Annotated in this window: 12 protein-coding genes; 9 read left to right on the top strand and 3 right to left on the bottom strand. The window is 52.1% G+C overall.

Annotated elements, in window-relative coordinates; translation table 11 throughout:
- Positions 1-308: 308 nt before the first annotated feature.
- The 3 genes from AC1RVX_RS10160 to AC1RVX_RS10150 all read left to right on the top strand — a co-directional run bounded on the left by AC1RVX_RS10160 (position 309) and on the right by AC1RVX_RS10150 (position 5,103).
- Entirely contained in the window at positions 309-1,073 is a 765-nt protein-coding gene (locus tag AC1RVX_RS10160) for a 3',5'-cyclic-nucleotide phosphodiesterase (RefSeq protein ID WP_493216468.1), read from the top strand.
- 86 nt (positions 1,074-1,159) lie between these two features.
- Positions 1,160-2,800: a GAF and HD-GYP domain-containing protein gene (locus tag AC1RVX_RS10155; RefSeq protein WP_493216467.1), complete on the top strand. Its 1,641-nt coding sequence runs from the start codon at positions 1,160-1,162 to the stop codon at positions 2,798-2,800.
- Positions 2,801-2,838: 38 nt separating this feature from the next.
- Positions 2,839-5,103, top strand: a complete 2,265-nt coding sequence (locus tag AC1RVX_RS10150; protein WP_493216466.1) for a CHASE2 domain-containing protein — start codon at positions 2,839-2,841, stop codon at positions 5,101-5,103.
- Between the two features lie 12 nt (positions 5,104-5,115).
- On the opposite strand, the gene AC1RVX_RS10145 is transcribed toward AC1RVX_RS10150, so the two are convergent.
- Positions 5,116-6,384 (bottom strand): benzoate/H(+) symporter BenE family transporter, encoded by a 1,269-nt coding sequence (locus AC1RVX_RS10145; protein ID WP_493216465.1) that lies wholly within the window; start codon positions 6,382-6,384, stop codon positions 5,116-5,118.
- A 119-nt stretch (positions 6,385-6,503) separates the two neighbouring features.
- On the opposite strand from AC1RVX_RS10145, the gene AC1RVX_RS10140 reads away from it, so the two are divergent.
- Entirely contained in the window at positions 6,504-7,946 is a 1,443-nt protein-coding gene (locus AC1RVX_RS10140; protein ID WP_493216464.1) for an aminotransferase-like domain-containing protein, read from the top strand.
- 1 nt (position 7,947) lies between these two features.
- Here AC1RVX_RS10140 and AC1RVX_RS10135 read toward each other — a convergent pair whose 3' ends face one another.
- Positions 7,948-8,877 carry a LysR family transcriptional regulator gene (locus AC1RVX_RS10135; RefSeq protein ID WP_493216463.1) on the bottom strand — a complete coding sequence of 310 codons (930 nt, stop codon included), beginning with the start codon at positions 8,875-8,877 and terminating at the stop codon, positions 7,948-7,950.
- 159 nt (positions 8,878-9,036) lie between these two features.
- Here AC1RVX_RS10135 and AC1RVX_RS10130 point away from each other — a divergent pair, with 159 nt between their 5' ends.
- The 5 genes from AC1RVX_RS10130 (at position 9,037) to AC1RVX_RS10110 (ending at position 16,149) form a co-directional block, all read left to right on the top strand.
- Positions 9,037-9,876, top strand: coding sequence for a phytanoyl-CoA dioxygenase family protein (locus AC1RVX_RS10130; RefSeq protein WP_493216462.1), 840 nt, complete (start codon positions 9,037-9,039; stop codon positions 9,874-9,876).
- Positions 9,877-9,886: 10 nt separating this feature from the next.
- Positions 9,887-10,714, top strand: a complete 828-nt coding sequence (locus tag AC1RVX_RS10125; protein WP_493216461.1) for a sugar phosphate isomerase/epimerase family protein — start codon at positions 9,887-9,889, stop codon at positions 10,712-10,714.
- Between the two features lie 71 nt (positions 10,715-10,785).
- Positions 10,786-11,892, top strand: a complete 1,107-nt coding sequence (locus tag AC1RVX_RS10120; protein WP_493216460.1) for a hypothetical protein — start codon at positions 10,786-10,788, stop codon at positions 11,890-11,892.
- Between the two features lie 172 nt (positions 11,893-12,064).
- A complete protein-coding gene (locus AC1RVX_RS10115; RefSeq protein WP_493216459.1) occupies positions 12,065-15,028 on the top strand; it encodes a LodA/GoxA family CTQ-dependent oxidase in 2,964 nt (987 codons plus the stop codon).
- A 14-nt stretch (positions 15,029-15,042) separates the two neighbouring features.
- Entirely contained in the window at positions 15,043-16,149 is a 1,107-nt protein-coding gene (locus AC1RVX_RS10110) for a tryptophan 7-halogenase (RefSeq protein WP_493216458.1), read from the top strand.
- Between the two features lie 194 nt (positions 16,150-16,343).
- Here the strand turns inward: AC1RVX_RS10110 and AC1RVX_RS10105 are convergent, their stop codons facing one another.
- Positions 16,344-17,219: a LysR family transcriptional regulator gene (locus AC1RVX_RS10105; RefSeq protein ID WP_493216671.1), complete on the bottom strand. Its 876-nt coding sequence runs from the start codon at positions 17,217-17,219 to the stop codon at positions 16,344-16,346.
- Between the last annotated feature and the right edge of the window lie 49 nt (positions 17,220-17,268).

Raw genomic sequence — 17,268 nt, 5'->3', positions numbered from 1 at the left:
TATCATGGATGCGCATGTTATGACCAGAATGCAAGCCACTTACTATGCTATGGCAGCCAAATTTTGCCAGTTGCAGGGTGTTTTACCGGAATACTGGCCTGTTCCTTGCCTCTTGTTGTTCAGACATGATGGAATTCCTTACAAGTCCGTGGTTTGACCACCACTAAATTTCGTTGCACTCAAAGAAAGTGTTAAGCTTGGCTTTCGCGGTTTGCATGAACTGGATCAAACGTTCTCTTGGGGCTGTCTGCCGTAAATAGGGTGACCTTAATTCACTGCCAAAACAACGGCTCACTATTTCTGTATTTATGAAATTAAAAATTCTTGGCTGCGCGGGTGGCATAGGCGGAAAAGAGCCAAATACAACCAGTATGCTGGTGGATGATGACATACTGGTGGATGCCGGTACCGGCTTGGCCAGCCTGAGCATAGAGCAACTGGTTACCATTGACCATGTGTTCATCAGCCACTGCCATCTAGATCACGTTGCTGGTCTGGCCTTGTTGATGGATGCTGTATTCGGCAAAAGAAGCGCGCCAGTTACCGTACATGCCAGTCCAGAGGTCGTTCAGGCGCTCAAAACCCATATCTTCAACTGGGTGATCTGGCCCGATTTTTCCAGTTTGCCCAATGCAGAACAGCCATCCATGCGGTTTGAGGAAATGCCGGCTGGCAGCACGCTGATACTGGGTGACAGGATCATCCGTTCGCATCCGGTCAACCATACCCCGGGTTCGGTAGCTTACTGGATACGTAACCAGGATGCTGGCTTCCTGTTCACCGGCGACATGGCCACCACCCCTGACTTGTGGGGGGCAATGAAAAATGAAACAGCATTGCGTAAAGTGATCGTGGATTGCTCTTTTCCAGACGCCGAAGCGGAACTCGCACAGATTTCCAGACATTTTTGTCCGCTCGCGCTGTTACAGGATATCCATGACATGCCAGAGGCAGTAGATTTTTTGATTTACCACCTCAAGCCGGGACAGGAAACACAGATCATGTCTGAACTGGAAGCGACACGCCCAGGCAAATTTACCGCATTGAGAGCGGGGGACAGTTTTATATTTTGAGGTTAGAACTCATCCCTATTGATGAAATGAGTTCTAATGGTTAGCGGATAGCCGGTAAAAGTTTTTTTGATTTGGAGAAAGTGATCATGACTGCCTTAAGCAGTAGTGAGATTGCGCAGCGTCTGGAAAAACTGACAGAGTTGAGTCTGGAGCTGAGTAATAATCACGACACACCTTTATTGCTTGAAAACATATTGCGCTCAGCGAAAGACATGACCTACGCTGACGGCGGTACCCTGTATCGTACCAGCAAGGACAAGAAAAGCCTGTGCTTCAATATCTCGCTGAATGACACGCTCAAGATGTATCAGGGAGGTATCAAAGGGCAAACGGTGGATATACCGAATATCCCCCTGGTGGATGAAAACGGCATTAAAAACCTGAGTGCGGTGGCAGCTTATGCAGCCAACTACAAACTGTCAGTGAATATCCAGGACGTGTACACCGTTGGCGTGTTTAATTTCTCAGGCACCCGCAATTTTGACCAGCAGTTCAATTACCACACCAAATCCCTGCTGACAGTGCCCATGCATGATCACGAGGGAGAATTGATAGGTGTGCTGCAACTGATCAATGCCACCGATCCAGTGACAGGTGAGCCTTGTTCGTTCACCGAAACGGACCAGCGTTTCATCGAAGCCCTGGCATCTCAGGCGGCCATCGCCCTGACCAATCAGCAACTTATTTCGCAGTTGGAAAACCTGTTTGTTTCGCTGGTACACCTGATCAATATCGGCATCGATGAAAAATCGCCACATACGGGCAGGCATTGTCAGCACGTGCCTGAACTGACCATGATGCTGGCTAGCGCCGTGCACGAAACCAGTTCCGGCCCGCTGGCCCAGTTTGCCATGACGGACAAGGACCGCAAGGAACTGTGGATGGCCGGAATCCTGCATGATTGCGGCAAGATTTCCACCCCTGTCCATGTAGTCGAGAAATCAACCAAACTGGAAACCATTTTTGACCGCATCCATTTGCTGGACACCCGTTTTGAAATATTGAAACGTGATGCTGAAATACGGATGTTGAAAAGTAAATGCTCCTTATATCAGGCGGATGTCAAGAATGAAGTCCTGGCTGCAGAGCTGGATCAGGATTTGCAGAGAGAGTTGGCAAAGATAGAAGACGCGAGGCAATTTTTAAAAAAGTTGAATCTGGGTTCAGAAAGAACCCGCCAGGAAGACCTGGATAGAGTCGCTGAAATCGCCACATGGCAGTGGACGGCGTCAGATGGTGAAACACAGGCTTTTTTAAGTGCAGATGAAATCGAAAATCTGTCGGTACGCGCTGGCACGCTGAATGCAGCAGAACGTGCCATCATCAATAACCACATCAGCACCACCATCAAGATGCTGGAAGCTTTGCCCTGGCCCAAACATTTGCAGAATGTACCTGAATATGCAGGCGGGCATCATGAACGCATGGACGGCAAAGGATACCCGCGTGGTCTGCGTGGCGAACAAATGTCGGTACAGGCCAAGATCATGGCGATTGCAGATATCTTCGAAGCCCTGACAGCCAAGGACAGGCCCTACAAAGACGGTAAAACACTGACTGAATCCCTGCACATCCTCGGCAACTTTGCCCTGAATGGTCATATCGATCCAGACCTGTTTGACATCTTTGTCAGACGAAAGGTCTATCTGACTTATGCCGAAAAATTCATGGACAGGGCGCAGATCGATAATGTGGATGAGAGCGGCATACCTGGCTATAAGCCTTGAAGCTTGACGGGATAAATGCTTTTTGATGCGGAGGCGGCTTGTTAAAAAATATCAGAAAACAGGTTCCCTGGATCATCGGTCTGGTGGTGACAGTATTGGCTGCCTTGCAGGCCAATGCCATTTTCCCGGTAAGGCTGGTCAACTGGATAGACTTTTTTGCCTACGATGTCAGGATGCGTCTGGAAGTCCCGCAACTCAATAAAGATATCATCATCGTCAACATTGATGAAAAAAGCCTGACCGAGGTTGGTCAATGGCCATGGAAGCGCTCAGTGGTGGCCGATCTTATCAAAAGGCTGACCGATGATTATCATGTGCGGGCAGTGGGCGTTGACGTGGTTTTTCCCGAACCTGATGGCAGTTCCGGCTTCCAGATACTGGAGGGATTGGCGAAGGAAGAATTAAAAGACAGCAAGGGTTTCGTCGAGCAGGTGGCCCGTCTGAAACATCAACTGGATTTTGATGAGCGCCTGACCAAGGCATTTGAAAGCCGGCCAGTGGTGCTCGGCTATTTTTTTTCCGATGATAAAAAAGCTGTCAGCAAGGGGGCTTTGCCTAAACCTGCCTTGTTGCAGTCAGAACTGGGTGGTCGTGATGTGGAATCGGCTGAATATTTCAGTTTTATCGCCAACATGCAACAGCTTCAGAATGCTGCCATTGCCGGTGGTTTTCTGACCCCTACGCCAGATTCTGACGGTGTCATACGCAGCATTCCTTTGCTGGCAAAATACAATTCAAATTATTATGAGGCATTGTCGCTGGCTACCGCCAGAGTTGCCCTGAATGCGACCAGGCTCAAGCCAAAATTTTCTAAAGATGCCGAGAGTTTTCAAGCAGACACCAGCAAGGATGATGACATAGAATCCATCATACTGAACTCGTCACCACGCAAGACTATTCCTCTGGAACCACTGCTGAGAAGCCTGATCCAGTACAAAGGCAAAGGCGGCCCTGATGGCGGGCGTTTTACCTATATATCTGCGGTTGACGTCTTAAAAAAACAGTTACCAGAGCCTGTACTGGCAGACAAAATTATCCTGATTGGCACCACAGCAGTAGGGCTGAAGGATTTGCGTACGGCACCTGTGGGTATTGATTATCCTGGCGTTGAGATGCATGCCAACGTGATCGCTTCCATACTCGACAATGATTTCAAGGTCAGGCCCAGTGATAGTCGCAGCATAGAATTGATTGAGGTTATTTTGTTGGGTATTGTCCTGACCTTTGCGCTGATCCGTCTTAAACCTGTGGCCGCAATTCTGTTCACCTTGTCTTGTCTGTTGATTGCCATCGGCTTTAATTACTGGATGTATCAAAGCTTTGACAAAGTACTGCCGCTGGCAACACCGCTGCTGTTGATCTTTTCACTTTTTCTCTTTGTGTTTGGCTGGAATTATGTAGTTGAATCACGCCGCTTGCGTGGCGTGGTCAGGCGCTTTGGTGAATATGTGGCACCTGAACTGGTGGCTGTCATGGCTGATGAACCTGACAGCTATACCATGGAAGGTGAAAGTCGTGAATTGACTGTCATGTTTTCGGATGTGCGGGGCTTTACCACCATTTCTGAAACCTTGAGTGCAGTCGATTTGCGTGAATATATCAACATCTACCTGACTGCAATGTCGGAAGAGATCCGGGGCAACCGGGGTACGCTTGACAAGTACATCGGTGATGCCGTGATGGCATTCTGGGGCGCGCCGGTGCGGCTCACTGATCATGCCAGACGATCGGTAGAAAGCGCATTGAAAATGCAGGTAACGGCACAACGCCTGAGTCAGGAATTTGTCCAGCGTGGCTGGCCCGCCCTGAAAATAGGCATAGGTCTGAATACCGGTGAAGTGCGCGTGGGCGACATGGGCTCTAAAATCCGGCTGGCCTACACAGTGATGGGCGATGCAGTCAATTTGTCGTCCAGGCTGGAAGGTGTGACCAAGTTATATGGTGTTGGCATTATCGTCGGTGAAGCGACAAAAAACGCTGCACCAGAATTCGCCTATAGAGAGTTGGACAGAGTCAGGGTGAAGGGCAAGACACAACCCATTTCCATTTTTGAACCAGTCGTGAATTTGGCCAGCCTGGATGCAGAAAGGGCCGCCATGCTGGAGCTATGGCATCGTGCACTGAACAGTTTCCGTGTCCAGCAATGGGATGAAGCAGAGGCACTGTTCCATGAATACCTGCAAAGTCGGGCTGCAGATGTGGCTGCCCAGGTTTTCCTGGAACGCATTGCGCATTATCGTGACAATCCGCCGCCTGCTGACTGGGATGGTGTTGCCACCTTTGTCAGCAAGTTCAGCGAATAATCCCGTTTCCCCTTATTTTCCGGAATGTGATGTTGCCTTGACACGCAGCAGATAATAACTGAGCACGCCCAATACTATCCCCCAGCAGGCTGATCCCAGACCCAGCAGACTGATGTTTGAGGCAGTGACGATAAAGGTGATCAATGCCGCTTCGCGTTCAGATGTTTCCTGCATGGCATTCACCAGACCGTTTTGTATCGCACCCAGCAAAGCCAGACCTGCTACCGTAGTCACAAGCGCATGTGGCAGATGCAGGAACAGTGTGGTCAACGATCCGGCAAAGCTGCCTATCAGCAGATAAAACACACCGCAGGACAGGCCCGCTACCCAGCGTTTTTCTGGTTGGTGATGCGCTTCCGGTCCCGTGCAAATGGCTGCTGTAATTGCTGCCAGGTTGACTCCATGGGCGCCGAACGGTGCCAGCAACAGGCTGGCCAGACCCGTACCGCTGACCAGCTTGCTGTTGGGCGCATGCTCATAACCAGCGGCCCGCAAGACGGCAACACCGGGGACCTGCTGACCAGTCAGGCACAGCAGTGCCAGCGGTAGGCCCAGGCTGATGAGCGCGCTGACAGAAAATTCAGGTGTAGTCCAGACTGGCAAGGTCAAGCCTGCCTGCCAGGTAATGGGAGGTGTATTGGCGGCATCTCCCCAGCCCAGCAGACTCCACAGCAGTACGCCGGTCAGCAAGGTCAGCACGATGGCATAGCGGGCGGAACGCTTTTTGTACAGCAAATAGGCGATGAACATCAGCCCCACCAGGTAAGGCGCGCCATGGGCTTCACTGCGGGCGCTGGCAAATACATCGACACCAAAGCGCATCAGGATACCGGCCAGCATGGCGGCACACAGGCTTTTTGGGATATGTGCCATCAGCTTTTCAAATACGCCGGTCACACCGATCATGAAGATGATGGCAGCTGCAAACAGATAGGCAGCAATCGCCTGACTGTAGGGGAATGTGACCAGTGCCGTCACTAGCAGGGCGGCACCTGGTGTGTTCCAGGCACAGATGACGGGTATTTTATAACGCCAGCTCATCCACGCACCAGACAGGCCTGAGCCGATAGAAACCGCCCAGATCCATGAACTGGTTTGACCAGTGCTCAAATGTGCTGCCTGTGCTGCCTGCAACATCAATAGCATGGGGCCAGCGTATGAGATCAAAACGGCAATCAGGCCAGCCAGCACGGCTGGAAACAGATCAACTGCCATGTCAGTAATGCCCAGCCTGGCATTGACTAGGGGGCTGATAGCGGGGGAGGTAGGTGGTGTCGTCATGTGCCTGCAACTTATCTCTATTGGTGAAATGAGTGACAGTCTAGTGCAGTGTCGATCAGCATTTGCTTACAGTGACAGACTGATTTATGCTGTACAGATTCAATATTAAGGTATCTGTTATGCAGCACAGTTATATGCAACTGGCACAGGCATTGAGCAGTGAAATACGGGCTGGCCGGTATCAGGTGGGCGAACGCCTGCCCTCTGTCCGTGAATTTGCCAGCGTGAAGCAGCTTAGTGTCTCCACCGTCATACGCTGCTATCGCTATCTCGAAACCCAAGGGCTGGTGGAAGCGCGCAGCAAGTCTGGCATGTATGTGGCCGACTGGAAAATCCGCGCTGCCGATACTGTCAGCGCAGTCATGTCCAAGGCAAAGCTGGCACCGCCAGCAGTTGAGTATGACAAGCTGGTGTCGCTGCAACACCGTATGACAGAACTGTATTCACTGACAGCCCAACCTCTACAATTAGGTTTGCATCTGGCCAGTGCCGCACCTGAATGGTATCCCTGCGACGCCTTGTCGAAAATCGCCCAACGCGTGCTCAGACAAGACCCCATGCTGATTGGTCTGTATCCCGGTGGTACCGGCTTGCCAGCATTGAAAAACGCACTAATCCAGTGGCTGAAAACCGCTGGTATTGACCTGGAAGCGCCAGACCTGTTGATCACCAATGGCAGTACCGAAGCACTGAGCGTTGCCCTGCGCGCAGTGGCGCAGGCGGGCGATGCCGTGATTGTTGAATCGCCTGTGTATTTTGGTCTGCTGCAAATGCTGGAAAACCTTGGCATCAAGGCCATAGAAGTACCCTGCGTACCTGGCCAGGGGATCAGCCTGGAAGCGCTGGAATATGCACTGGAACACCAGACCGGCGTGCGCGCCGTGGTAGCCATGCCCAATTTCCAGAATCCGCTCGGTTGCAGCATGCCTGAAAAAAACAAGAAGCGCTTGTTGCGGCTGATAGAGCAGCATGACCTGGCATTGATAGAAGATGATGTGTTTGGTGACCTTTCACATTTGCAGGACAGGCCGCAAGCCATCAAAGCCTGGGACAAACAGGGCAGGGTCATCTATTGTGGTTCGTGCAGCAAGAGTCTGGCACCGGCTTTCCGTATCGGCTGGATTAGTGGTGGACGTTACCAGGCCAGGATCAATTCGCTGAAACTCAGTACATCCCTGATCACGCCCCTGTTTGAACAGACCGTACTGGCAGAATTCATGCAGTCGGGTGCCTTGCCCTCACACTTGCGCAAATTGCGTGAACGACTGGCGGCAACCATACCGCTGGCGACAGCGGCGATTGAGCGTTATTTCCCAGCCGGGACACAGGTCATCAGCCCCGCAGGTGGCTGGTGGTTATGGCTGGAATTGCCAGACCATATTGACACGCTGGCGCTGCTGCGCAAGGCAGTCAGTGTCGGTATTGCGTTCACGCCGGGTAGCCTGTTTTCTGGCTCTGGCAAATATGCGAATTTTTTGCGGCTGAATATCGGTCGCCCGTGGGGGCGTGAGATGGAGCAGGGCATGAAAACGCTGGGCCGGTTGGCGCAGGATGCAGGATAATTCAGATCAGCCCAGAGGCTAACAATGCCTTATCCCAATCCGGCACCGGCTGGTATTCTTCCACCAGAAAGTCTATCAAGGCTCTTACTTTCGGGGCTACTTTGTGGGTGGCTGGATACAGGGCGGTAAAGTCGTTCAATGGCAATGCCCACTCTGTCAGGACAGGGACCAGGCGGCCTTCCAGTAAATCACGCCACGCCAGGAAGGTCGTGTCATATACGATGCCCAGGCCACGCAGCGCGGCCTGATGCAAGACCTTGCCATTGTTGGATGAAAAACCCGGCGTGATGTCGATGGCCAGATGCTGACCCGCCCGTTCAAAATGCCAGGTATTGCCCTGGGTCAGATGGCTGAAGTGCAGGCAGCGGTGCTGCTTCAATTCTTCCGGATGTGCTGGCATGCCGTGCTGTGCCAGATAGGCCGGGCTAGCGCACAATATGCCACGACAGGGTGCCAGGCGGCGCATATGCAGACCACGACTGTCCGGTATGCCGCCAACCCGGATACTAAGATCAAAACCATGCTTGAACGGGTCCAGCAAATTGTCATCCACATGCAAGGTAGGTTGTAGTTTTGGGTGCAGCAGTGCAAAGCGGGCCAAGGCATCGGCTAGCCATTCGCTGCCAAAACTGCTGGGTGCCTGTATGCGTATGCCACCCGCCAGCTCATTGCCAGCCTGACTGATCACCAGACGCGCCTGGCGTGCCTGTTCGACACTGGCACTGCATGGTTCCAGATACGCCTGGCCCAGCTCGGTCAGGCTGACTTCACGGGTGGAGCGGTGCAGCAGACGTGCGCCCAGTTCTGCCTCCAGCTGCATGACGTGCTTGCTGACCATGGCGCGGCTGATACCCAGATGGCGTCCAGCCGCACTGAAGCTGCGCTGGCGCGCCACCTCGACAAAGATTTCCATTGCTTTTAACTGATCCATAGTGGCATTGTCTTCAAAATGGATACAATCTGTCAACCATTGCTAGTGTTGTAAGAGACAAGCAGAATTCGCTACACTTGATGCAAGTCAAGGCGCAGCGCCAATCCGTAGCAGCCTGCGCCCACCCTATCCCATAGCCATGAACCATCAGGAGTTGCCATGCTGAATGCTGAACAGATCAAGCAGTTTCATCAAGACGGTTATATCGTCGTACCGGATTTTAAAAATATGGCCGACATCGCTGCCCTGCGTGAGCGCGCCGCCAAAATTGTCGATGAATTTGATCCTGCTTCAACCAGATCCATCTTCACGACCAAAGAACAGGAAAAGAAGATCGATCATTATTTCCTGAATTCGGCCAACAACATCAGTTGCTTCTTTGAAGAAGAAGCCTTTGATGAACAAGGCAATCTGCGCCAGGTCAAAGCCCTGTCCATCAACAAGATAGGCCATGCCATACATGATCTTGATCCGGTATTCAGCGCGTTTTCTCGCGGCCCGGCTTTGGCACAAGTGGCAGAGCAACTGGGCTTGCAGCAGCCACAGATATGGCAATCCATGTACATCTTCAAACAGCCCGGCATAGGCGGTGAAGTACGCTGGCATCAGGATGCCACTTATTTTGAAACCGACCCGGTCAGCGTTACCACGTTCTGGTTTGCGCTCGAAGATGCCACGCTCGAAAATGGTTGCTTGTGGGCAGAACCAGGCGGGCATCGTACCCCTATGCGTGAACGCTTTGTGCGTGAAGGTGATCAGGTGCTGGTAGAAAAACTTGATAGCATGCCTTGGCCTGACGACAGTACGGCTGTACCGCTGGAAGTAAAGGCTGGTAGCCTGGTCTGCTTCCATGGACTGCTACCGCATTACAGCGCACCAAATCGCTCACCGATTTCACGTCATGCGTATACCCTGCATGTTACTGATGGTGCTACGCATTATTCGCCGCTCAACTGGATACAGCGCGATGCCAGTTTCCCGGTGCGTGGCTTTGTCTGAAGGGTCGGACATGAGTATATTGATTTTTGCGCCGCACTGGGGCAGCGCCCATCTGAGCCGTGAAGCCTTCATCGCCCGTGTGCAGGAAGCTGGTTTTGATGGCGTGGAAATGTCCTTGCCGATGGATGCAAATGAACGCGATGCCTGGACCCGCACCATCGCCGACGCTGGCCTGCATCTGATAGCCCAGCAATGGGAAACCGTATTCCACAGCGACTTTGCGAAACACAAACAGGCGCTGGAAGAATTGCTGCGCAACGCCTGTGCCTCCAAGCCCTTGTTTGTGAATACGCATACCGGCAAGGATTTTTACAGCCATGCGCAAAATACAGAACTGCTGGATCTGGCCGATGAGATCGCTGCCGAAACCGGCATCCCCATCGTGCATGAAATTCACCGCAGCCGCTTCAGTGGACACCCCATGCTCTTGCTGCCTTACCTGGCGCAGCGTCCGCAATTGGCATTGAATGCCGACCTGTCACACTGGTGTTGCGCCTGCGAATCGCTACTGGAAGATCAGGCCCATGTGCTGACGCAGGTGTACCCGCATGTACACCATATTCATGCGCGTGTCGGCCACAGCCAGGGGCCACAGGTAAATGATTTCCGTGCGCCCGAAAATGCAGCCGCATTGCAACAGCATTTGCTGTGGTGGGATGCCATCATCAAGCATCAGCGCGCATCTGGTAAACGGCAGATCACACTGACACCGGAATTTGGACCGCCTCCCTACACCCAGACTCTTCCCTATACCAATCAGCTGGTCTCAGATGCGTGGGAACAGAATGTGGCAATGATGCAGTTGCTGCGCGCACGCTATCAGGAGCAAATATTATAGCGACGGTTTTTTCATGACATGATGTACACTGATTGCAACATTGACTGCTGCCATGCAGCTGGAAAGGTCTTATGCAGGATGTGCGTACAACATATGTTTTTACCAGGGTAAAACGCCAGTTATTCTTTATAGAAAAGCTGGCTTTTTTTGGTTTGGCCGTGAGTGTTGTGGGTAGCCTGTTCTGGTTTATCCATTTGAATTTGCTGAATCTTGATACGTTGAAGCGTATGTTTTCGCTTCGCCATACAGACCGTTGGCTTCCTCTGCTCGCGGCAATCGTAGTCATGTTGGTGCAATCTGCCATGCAATGGTCTTATCGTTTCACCAGACTCATCGTTGATGCCGAAGGCATACGCCTGGAACAGACCTCAACTTCTGCATTGGCCCGTTTGACATTCTTTAAGCGTGATTTCCGTTGGTCTGATCTGAAGAACGTATCTTTCATCTCCCGCTTCGGTGTACTGCAATTGCGCTCGAACACGGAAAGGCTGCCATGGGGCATTCGCAGTAAAGACTGGCAATTGCAAAACGCCAGTGCCGTACCAGTAGCAGACAAAAATGTGGAACATGCGTTGATACGTATATTTCGTCAACGCGGCGTATTTGACAGCTTCCCCACGGATAGCAATCTGGATGCAGCAATGTTTGATCTGATGAAGCATCCTGCCACCAAAATAGTCTTGGTTGGCATGGCCGTACTGCTTGCCTACAGTGTTTTGGATGGTTTCCTGCAAAACGAATCCTGGGCTTTTTTCAATCAGACCTATTGCATGCCGCATATGCTGGCGGGTGTGTTTGCTGGTCTCATACTGGCTTTGATTTTGTACCAGGCCAGTCGACAGCGCACGGTGCCCGTGGTTGTTATTGTTGGTCTTACCGTGTTGGGTGGTGCAATGTTTGCCGTCACCAGCTATGTCGGTGGCATACGCATTAACCAGGCGCTGGGCGGCCCCATGCTGGAAGCCCGATATCATAGGAATGTACCTTGTAGCGCGCTGGTGCCTGAAGACAAAAGCCTGCCTGTCATTGAATATACCAATCTCGCCAGTGCTTACTGGTGCAGCAAGACTGTTGATGAAGTGGTGACCGTCAAAGTGCGCAAAGGCTTGTTCAAGCTGTATCAGGTTGACCTCAGGGAACACAGAAACGCCATTCGCGACTATCGTCAAAGTCATTAATAAGTTTTCAATACAATTTAACAATGTTACATTTGACTAAAAATTAATATTGTTAAATAATCATTCCGCGTTCCAGAATTTTCATGTTTGCTTGCGCCCGTCTTTTGGTCGGGTACGGCAAATTCTTGTCTATGCAATTTTGTAAGTCCAAGAATAATCAAAGGGAGATAGTATGAGCAAAGACAGCGACCCAATTCCACCCTGTTTTGACCAGGCTAATCAGGCACCAGAACGGCTGACCGAGATGTTTGTCGGCATCGCGCAAGAAGGCCGAATCAAGAACGGCCAGCGTCCTGCTGAACGGGCAGTGTTCCGCAAATTGCATGGTGTGGCCAGCGCCAGGCTGGTGATGGAAAAGAATATTCCGGCCAAACTCAAGGTTGGCGTTTTCAGTCATGACAGCCTGGATGCCTGGGTCAGATTTTCCAGCGACACCACACCCACTTCGCCTGACCTGTATTCCACCCTGGGCGTAGGTATCAAAGTGTTTGGCGTGCCTGGTCCCAAGGCATTGGGTGACGATGGTGATACGGCTGACTTCATCATGCAAAACTTCCCGGTCTTTTTTGTCGACAATGCCAAGGAAATGGTGGAATTCACCTATGCCGGTGTGGTTGCACAGGATTATCCCGGCTATCTGAAAAAACATCCCAAGACTAAAAAAATACTGGATGAGATGGAAAAGGTTGAAGGCAGTGCCTTGACCACGACATACTGGGCCATCCTGCCTTTCCATGCAGGTGAAAAGAACTATGTCAAATATCGCCTGGAGCCAGTGACGCCGCCAGAAAATGTGCCGAATGATGAAAGAGATTATCTGGCCGTGGACATGTGCAATCGCCTGGCCAAACGTGAATATCAGTTCCGTTTCATGGTGCAGCTCAGAACTAATCCCAAGACCATGCCGCTGGATGAAGCAACGGTGGAATGGCCAGAATCAGAAAGCCCTTTCGTCCATGTGGCGACCCTGACTTTGCCGCAGCAAGACATCAGCGTGCGCGGTCAGTCTGAATATGGTCAGGGCCTGGCATTCAATATCTGGCGCGTACCGCCAACACAGGCACCAGTAGGTTCCATCGCTGAAGCTCGTAAAGTCGTGTATGCCGCTGGTGCTGATGCCAGACATGAGGCCAATGGCCAGGGTCTGCAAGACCCGCGTGACCCGCGCCCGGCACCTGCGGGTTGTCCCTTTCACGCGGCAGGTGTAGCCAAAGCAGAATCCGAAAAACCTGTCAAAGATACCTGTATCGTCAAGGCCGTGATTTATCCCGCCATAGGCGTGGCACGCGTCGGCACCAGTGAGAAAGAATGGTTTTTGGGACCAGAGGTACCTTATCCAAAACCAGAAGCGCCAGGCTATTACCGTGATACCCACAAAAAACTCAAACGCCAGGGTGCCAGGTTCCGTGTGTATGGCGTGAATGCCAAGGGCAATATCGTCAAGGAACTCAATGCCGACAATGCCAAGATAGAATGGCAAGTGCAACTGGCCAACACCAAATCAGCCTGGTATGGTTTCCAACTGGCGCTGGATATTCCTGAAGCGGCATCTGCACCACCGACCACTTTACGCAATGCCGTTGTCTCTGACCGGAACATGTTGTCGATCACGCCCAAGCAAAGAAAAGTAAGCGGTAAAAAAGCCAAAGCACAGCGTTTTGATGATGGCAAGTTCATGGGCAAGCCTGTCTACCTGGGCGAAGCCTTTACTGATGAACAGGGCCACCTGATCGTGCTGGGTGGGCATGGCGTATCTGCTTCTTATGATAATAGCCGCGCCATCACCTTTGCCAATAATGAAGGCTGGTATGACGACACCTCAGACGGCCCCATCAATGCCAAGGTCGTTTATGAAGGGCTGGAACTGATGGTGGAACCGGCCTGGGTCGTTGTGGCCCCACCCAACTATGCGCCACAAAGAAAATCCGTCCGCACTATGTGGGACCTGATGCGTGATGTCGCCATTACCGCAGGCTGGTTACCCAAACCTACGCGCCCCAGTTTTAATTTCGACATCCTGCCCCTGTTTGAACGCCTGAACGGCTTGCAGTGGGTGAATGCCGGTTTCTCAGCCGGCTTTGGCTGGAAAGGGGCCATCGATCTCACCAGCGCCGATGCTCTGTCACGCCTGGCCAGCAATAACACTGCCTATGTGGAATTGCGCCGTACCATCGCCAATCAATTCCGCAATTACGAGGTGGATTCCTGGTCACCCAAGCCCTGGCCATGGCTGTATGGCGATGCCATGGCCATCCCCGCAGCACACACACCAAGGCAAAACGCGTCACTGACAGCGACCCAACTGGCCATGTTGATGGAATGGGCCGAAGGCAATTTTGTCGAAGACTATGACCCCAACCGCAAGCATGCAACGACCATAGACCAGGTACCACTGGAACAGCAGGGCGATACCCTGACGCAGGCAGCACTGGATTTTTGCCTGGCAGATGCCTTTCATCCCGGTTGTGAGATGACCTGGCCGGTACGAGCCAGCACCATGTATATGGCCCCGTTCCGCTTTGCCCATGCACTGGATGGCTGGGTCGCGCCCGGCTTGGGCGAAGTGCTGACCAGCGATGGCGTCACCATACCAAATGGTCCCCTGTATGGCCAGCAGGCCGGTGGCATTACACGCTGGATGGCGGTGCCGTGGCAAACTGATACGGCTAGCTGCCGCTCTGGCTATGACAAGTCGTATGACCCCTATGTGCCCAGCTTCTGGCCAGCGCGCGTGCCGAATCAGGTCATGACCAAACAAAACTATGAAGTCGTCATGAATGACAAAAAGCCGCTGGGTGAAAGATTGACAGCATTTGCCAACCGTGCGGCCTGGATCAATCCTTTGGGCAGCACCAGCTACACCGACCAGATCAACAATATGATTCACCATTTTGATCACCTTGGTGTGGTGGAGGTGCATCCTGGCCCGGCGGACAATGAGCATTTCCCGGCAGAGATAGAAGTAGAAGATCAGCACATTCCCATCGCCAACATGCCTGCACCTGATGCTCATCATACTGGTCATCACGAAGGGCAACATGCAAGGGTAGGTGCGGCTGAAGTGGTGAATGCCGACTCGGTGGATTTGATGACGATAGAAAAAGTACGGCGCTTCCCACGCGGCTTGCATCGTTAAGCTGAAATCGCAGAATGCGCAAGTTGCATGTGGATGTGCTGGTAGCTGGAGCAGGGCCGGCAGGCTCTGCTTTTGCCCTGAATCTGGCACCGTTTCAAAAAGTGCTGATGATAGAAGCACAGCCGCAGCCCAGCCTGCGCATAGGCGAATCCTTGCCCGCAGCAGCGGGCAGGCTGTTGGCCGACATGGGCCTGTATGACGATTTTTTGCAACAGGCCCACCAGCCCGCCCACTTGCATGTCAGCAGTTGGGGCGATGCCAGCCTGCAGGAACAGGATGCCATGCGCAACCTCGATGGGCATGGCTGGTATCTGGACCGGCATCGTTTTGACACCTGGCTGCAAGATGTGGCGCAACAGCGTGGTGCCGCCTTATTGAAGCAGACCAGGCTACAGTCTTTCCGGCCAGCACAAGATTATCCCCAGCATTGGGATTTAGAATTGGATGTACAGGGCAAACCCCTGTATGTACAAGCAAAAATGCTGATAGACGCCAGCGGCAGAAAATCCCTGCTGGCCAAACGCCAGGGCATAACCCGCAAGGCACTGGATAAACTGGTGTGCAGCTGGACACTAGGTCAGGACCATGGCCACGACCACAATCACAACGCAGCTGCCAGCAGCCTGATTGTTGCTGAAGCTGGCGGCTGGTGGTACACCTCGTCCTTGCCGGGTGGTGGCCGCATCCTGGCTTTTTATACTGATGCCGATTTACCCGAAGCAGCGGGATGCAGCCAGCAAGCAGGCTTGCTGCAACGTGCAGCCAGCAATACGCAGTTATCTGCATATTTGCTGGAAAGTGGTTTTGAACCAGGCAACCATCACGGCTATTGTGCCGCCCACAGTGCCATATTGGACAGCGTTGCCGGGAGCAACTGGCTGGCCGTGGGCGATGCCGCACTAAGCTTTGACCCTCTATCTTCGCAAGGCATGTTCAACGCACTCTACACCGGGCTGGCAGCGGCCGAAGCGGTGTCGCATTATGACGACGAGACACAAGCCGCTTATGTGGCGGAGCTGGCCTCGATAAAGAACGCCTATCTGAACCATCTCAAGGTCTGGTATCAGCAAGAACAACGCTGGGCGGATCAGGTTTTTTGGCAACGGCGGCATGGTGTTTGAACTGCTCATGCTCACCAAATAAATTTGGTCAATCGAACCCTAAACAAGGCAGCAATAATTCGTCATTTCAGCACTTCTATGCGAAAGTCCCTTGAAAAATTTGATGCCTTACGTTACTTGTTTTTTATATTTCAGCCAGATGTGTCAGCGCTATGCTGGTGTGCAAACATCGTCCTCTGCGCAGACATCTTTGTTTACACGATAACGCTTTTAACAAACTCAAGAAAGGCATTTACCTTTGCAGTCCGGAAATGTCGACGCTGAACAACCGCATGAATTCCAGGTGAAGCGGGTGTCAACGGTGTGTTGAATTCGTCGAGTATCGTGACCAACTTTCCCTCCTTAAGATCAGTCGCAACCAACCAATCTGGTTGCCTCGTAATTCCAAGTCCATCACGCGCCATAGCCAATAAAGCATAAGACTCATTGCTCGCATAGGCTCCAGATACTCTAATTGCCTCGAAACGGCTGTCAATCCAGTAATGCCAGTCAATTGGTGCTGAATCGTGGCGATAAGTAAGGCAGGAATGTGTTGTCAAATCGCTTGGGTGAAGAGGCATACCGTGTCGTTGCAGGTAGTCAGGACTTACGCAAGTCAATCGTGTGTAGCGTAACAGCGGATAGGCAACAACTGCTGCATCCGCTAACACCCCTGCTCGCAAACCAATATCAAAATTACCTGCGACCAGATCAATGATTTGATCGTTCACCTGAAGATCAAGCGAAATATCTGGATATTGAGTGGCGAATTCGTTCAGCCGTGGATAAAGAAAAGTGATTGCAACACCCAAAGGAAGTGTTACTCGTAGAACGCCTTTCGGATTGCTTGTGGCCCCTCGCACGGCAGCCTCTGTTGCCGTTGCTTCTTCCAGCAAAGCCTTTGCGCGCTCATACAGAATCATCCCAGCTTCTGTGACCGCCATACGCCTGGTGGTTCTCTCCAATAGACTTGTGCCGTATAAACTTTCCAATCGTGCAAGGCTCTGGGTAACTGTAGTCGGCGACACTCCCAATACCTTCGCTGCCTTCGTTAAACTTCCTGCATCCACGATCTGGCAAAAAAGTCGCATTGCGTCGAGCCTATCCATATCGTTCCAATTATTTGCGAAATCGAAATAT

It is taken from the genome of Undibacterium sp. GW821-FHT11B02 (genome assembly GCF_058808955.1).
The sequence above is the reverse complement of the archived record's forward strand: the minus strand, read 5'-3'. Positions and strand labels throughout refer to the sequence as shown.

What these genes read in the sequence shown, in the direction of transcription:
- AC1RVX_RS10145 (WP_493216465.1), bottom strand. Translation starts at nt 6,384, where the DNA reads ATGACGACACCACCTACCTCCCCCGCTATCAGCCCCCTAGTCAATGCC.
- AC1RVX_RS10125 (WP_493216461.1), top strand. Translation starts at nt 9,887, where the DNA reads ATGAGTATATTGATTTTTGCGCCGCACTGGGGCAGCGCCCATCTGAGC.
- AC1RVX_RS10120 (WP_493216460.1), top strand. Translation starts at nt 10,786, where the DNA reads ATGCAGGATGTGCGTACAACATATGTTTTTACCAGGGTAAAACGCCAG.
- AC1RVX_RS10140 (WP_493216464.1), top strand. Translation starts at nt 6,504, where the DNA reads ATGCAGCACAGTTATATGCAACTGGCACAGGCATTGAGCAGTGAAATA.
- AC1RVX_RS10110 (WP_493216458.1), top strand. Translation starts at nt 15,043, where the DNA reads ATGCGCAAGTTGCATGTGGATGTGCTGGTAGCTGGAGCAGGGCCGGCA.
- AC1RVX_RS10115 (WP_493216459.1), top strand. Translation starts at nt 12,065, where the DNA reads ATGAGCAAAGACAGCGACCCAATTCCACCCTGTTTTGACCAGGCTAAT.
- AC1RVX_RS10155 (WP_493216467.1), top strand. Translation starts at nt 1,160, where the DNA reads ATGACTGCCTTAAGCAGTAGTGAGATTGCGCAGCGTCTGGAAAAACTG.
- AC1RVX_RS10135 (WP_493216463.1), bottom strand. Translation starts at nt 8,877, where the DNA reads ATGGATCAGTTAAAAGCAATGGAAATCTTTGTCGAGGTGGCGCGCCAG.
- AC1RVX_RS10105 (WP_493216671.1), bottom strand. Translation starts at nt 17,219, where the DNA reads ATGCGACTTTTTTGCCAGATCGTGGATGCAGGAAGTTTAACGAAGGCA.
- AC1RVX_RS10130 (WP_493216462.1), top strand. Translation starts at nt 9,037, where the DNA reads ATGCTGAATGCTGAACAGATCAAGCAGTTTCATCAAGACGGTTATATC.
- AC1RVX_RS10160 (WP_493216468.1), top strand. Translation starts at nt 309, where the DNA reads ATGAAATTAAAAATTCTTGGCTGCGCGGGTGGCATAGGCGGAAAAGAG.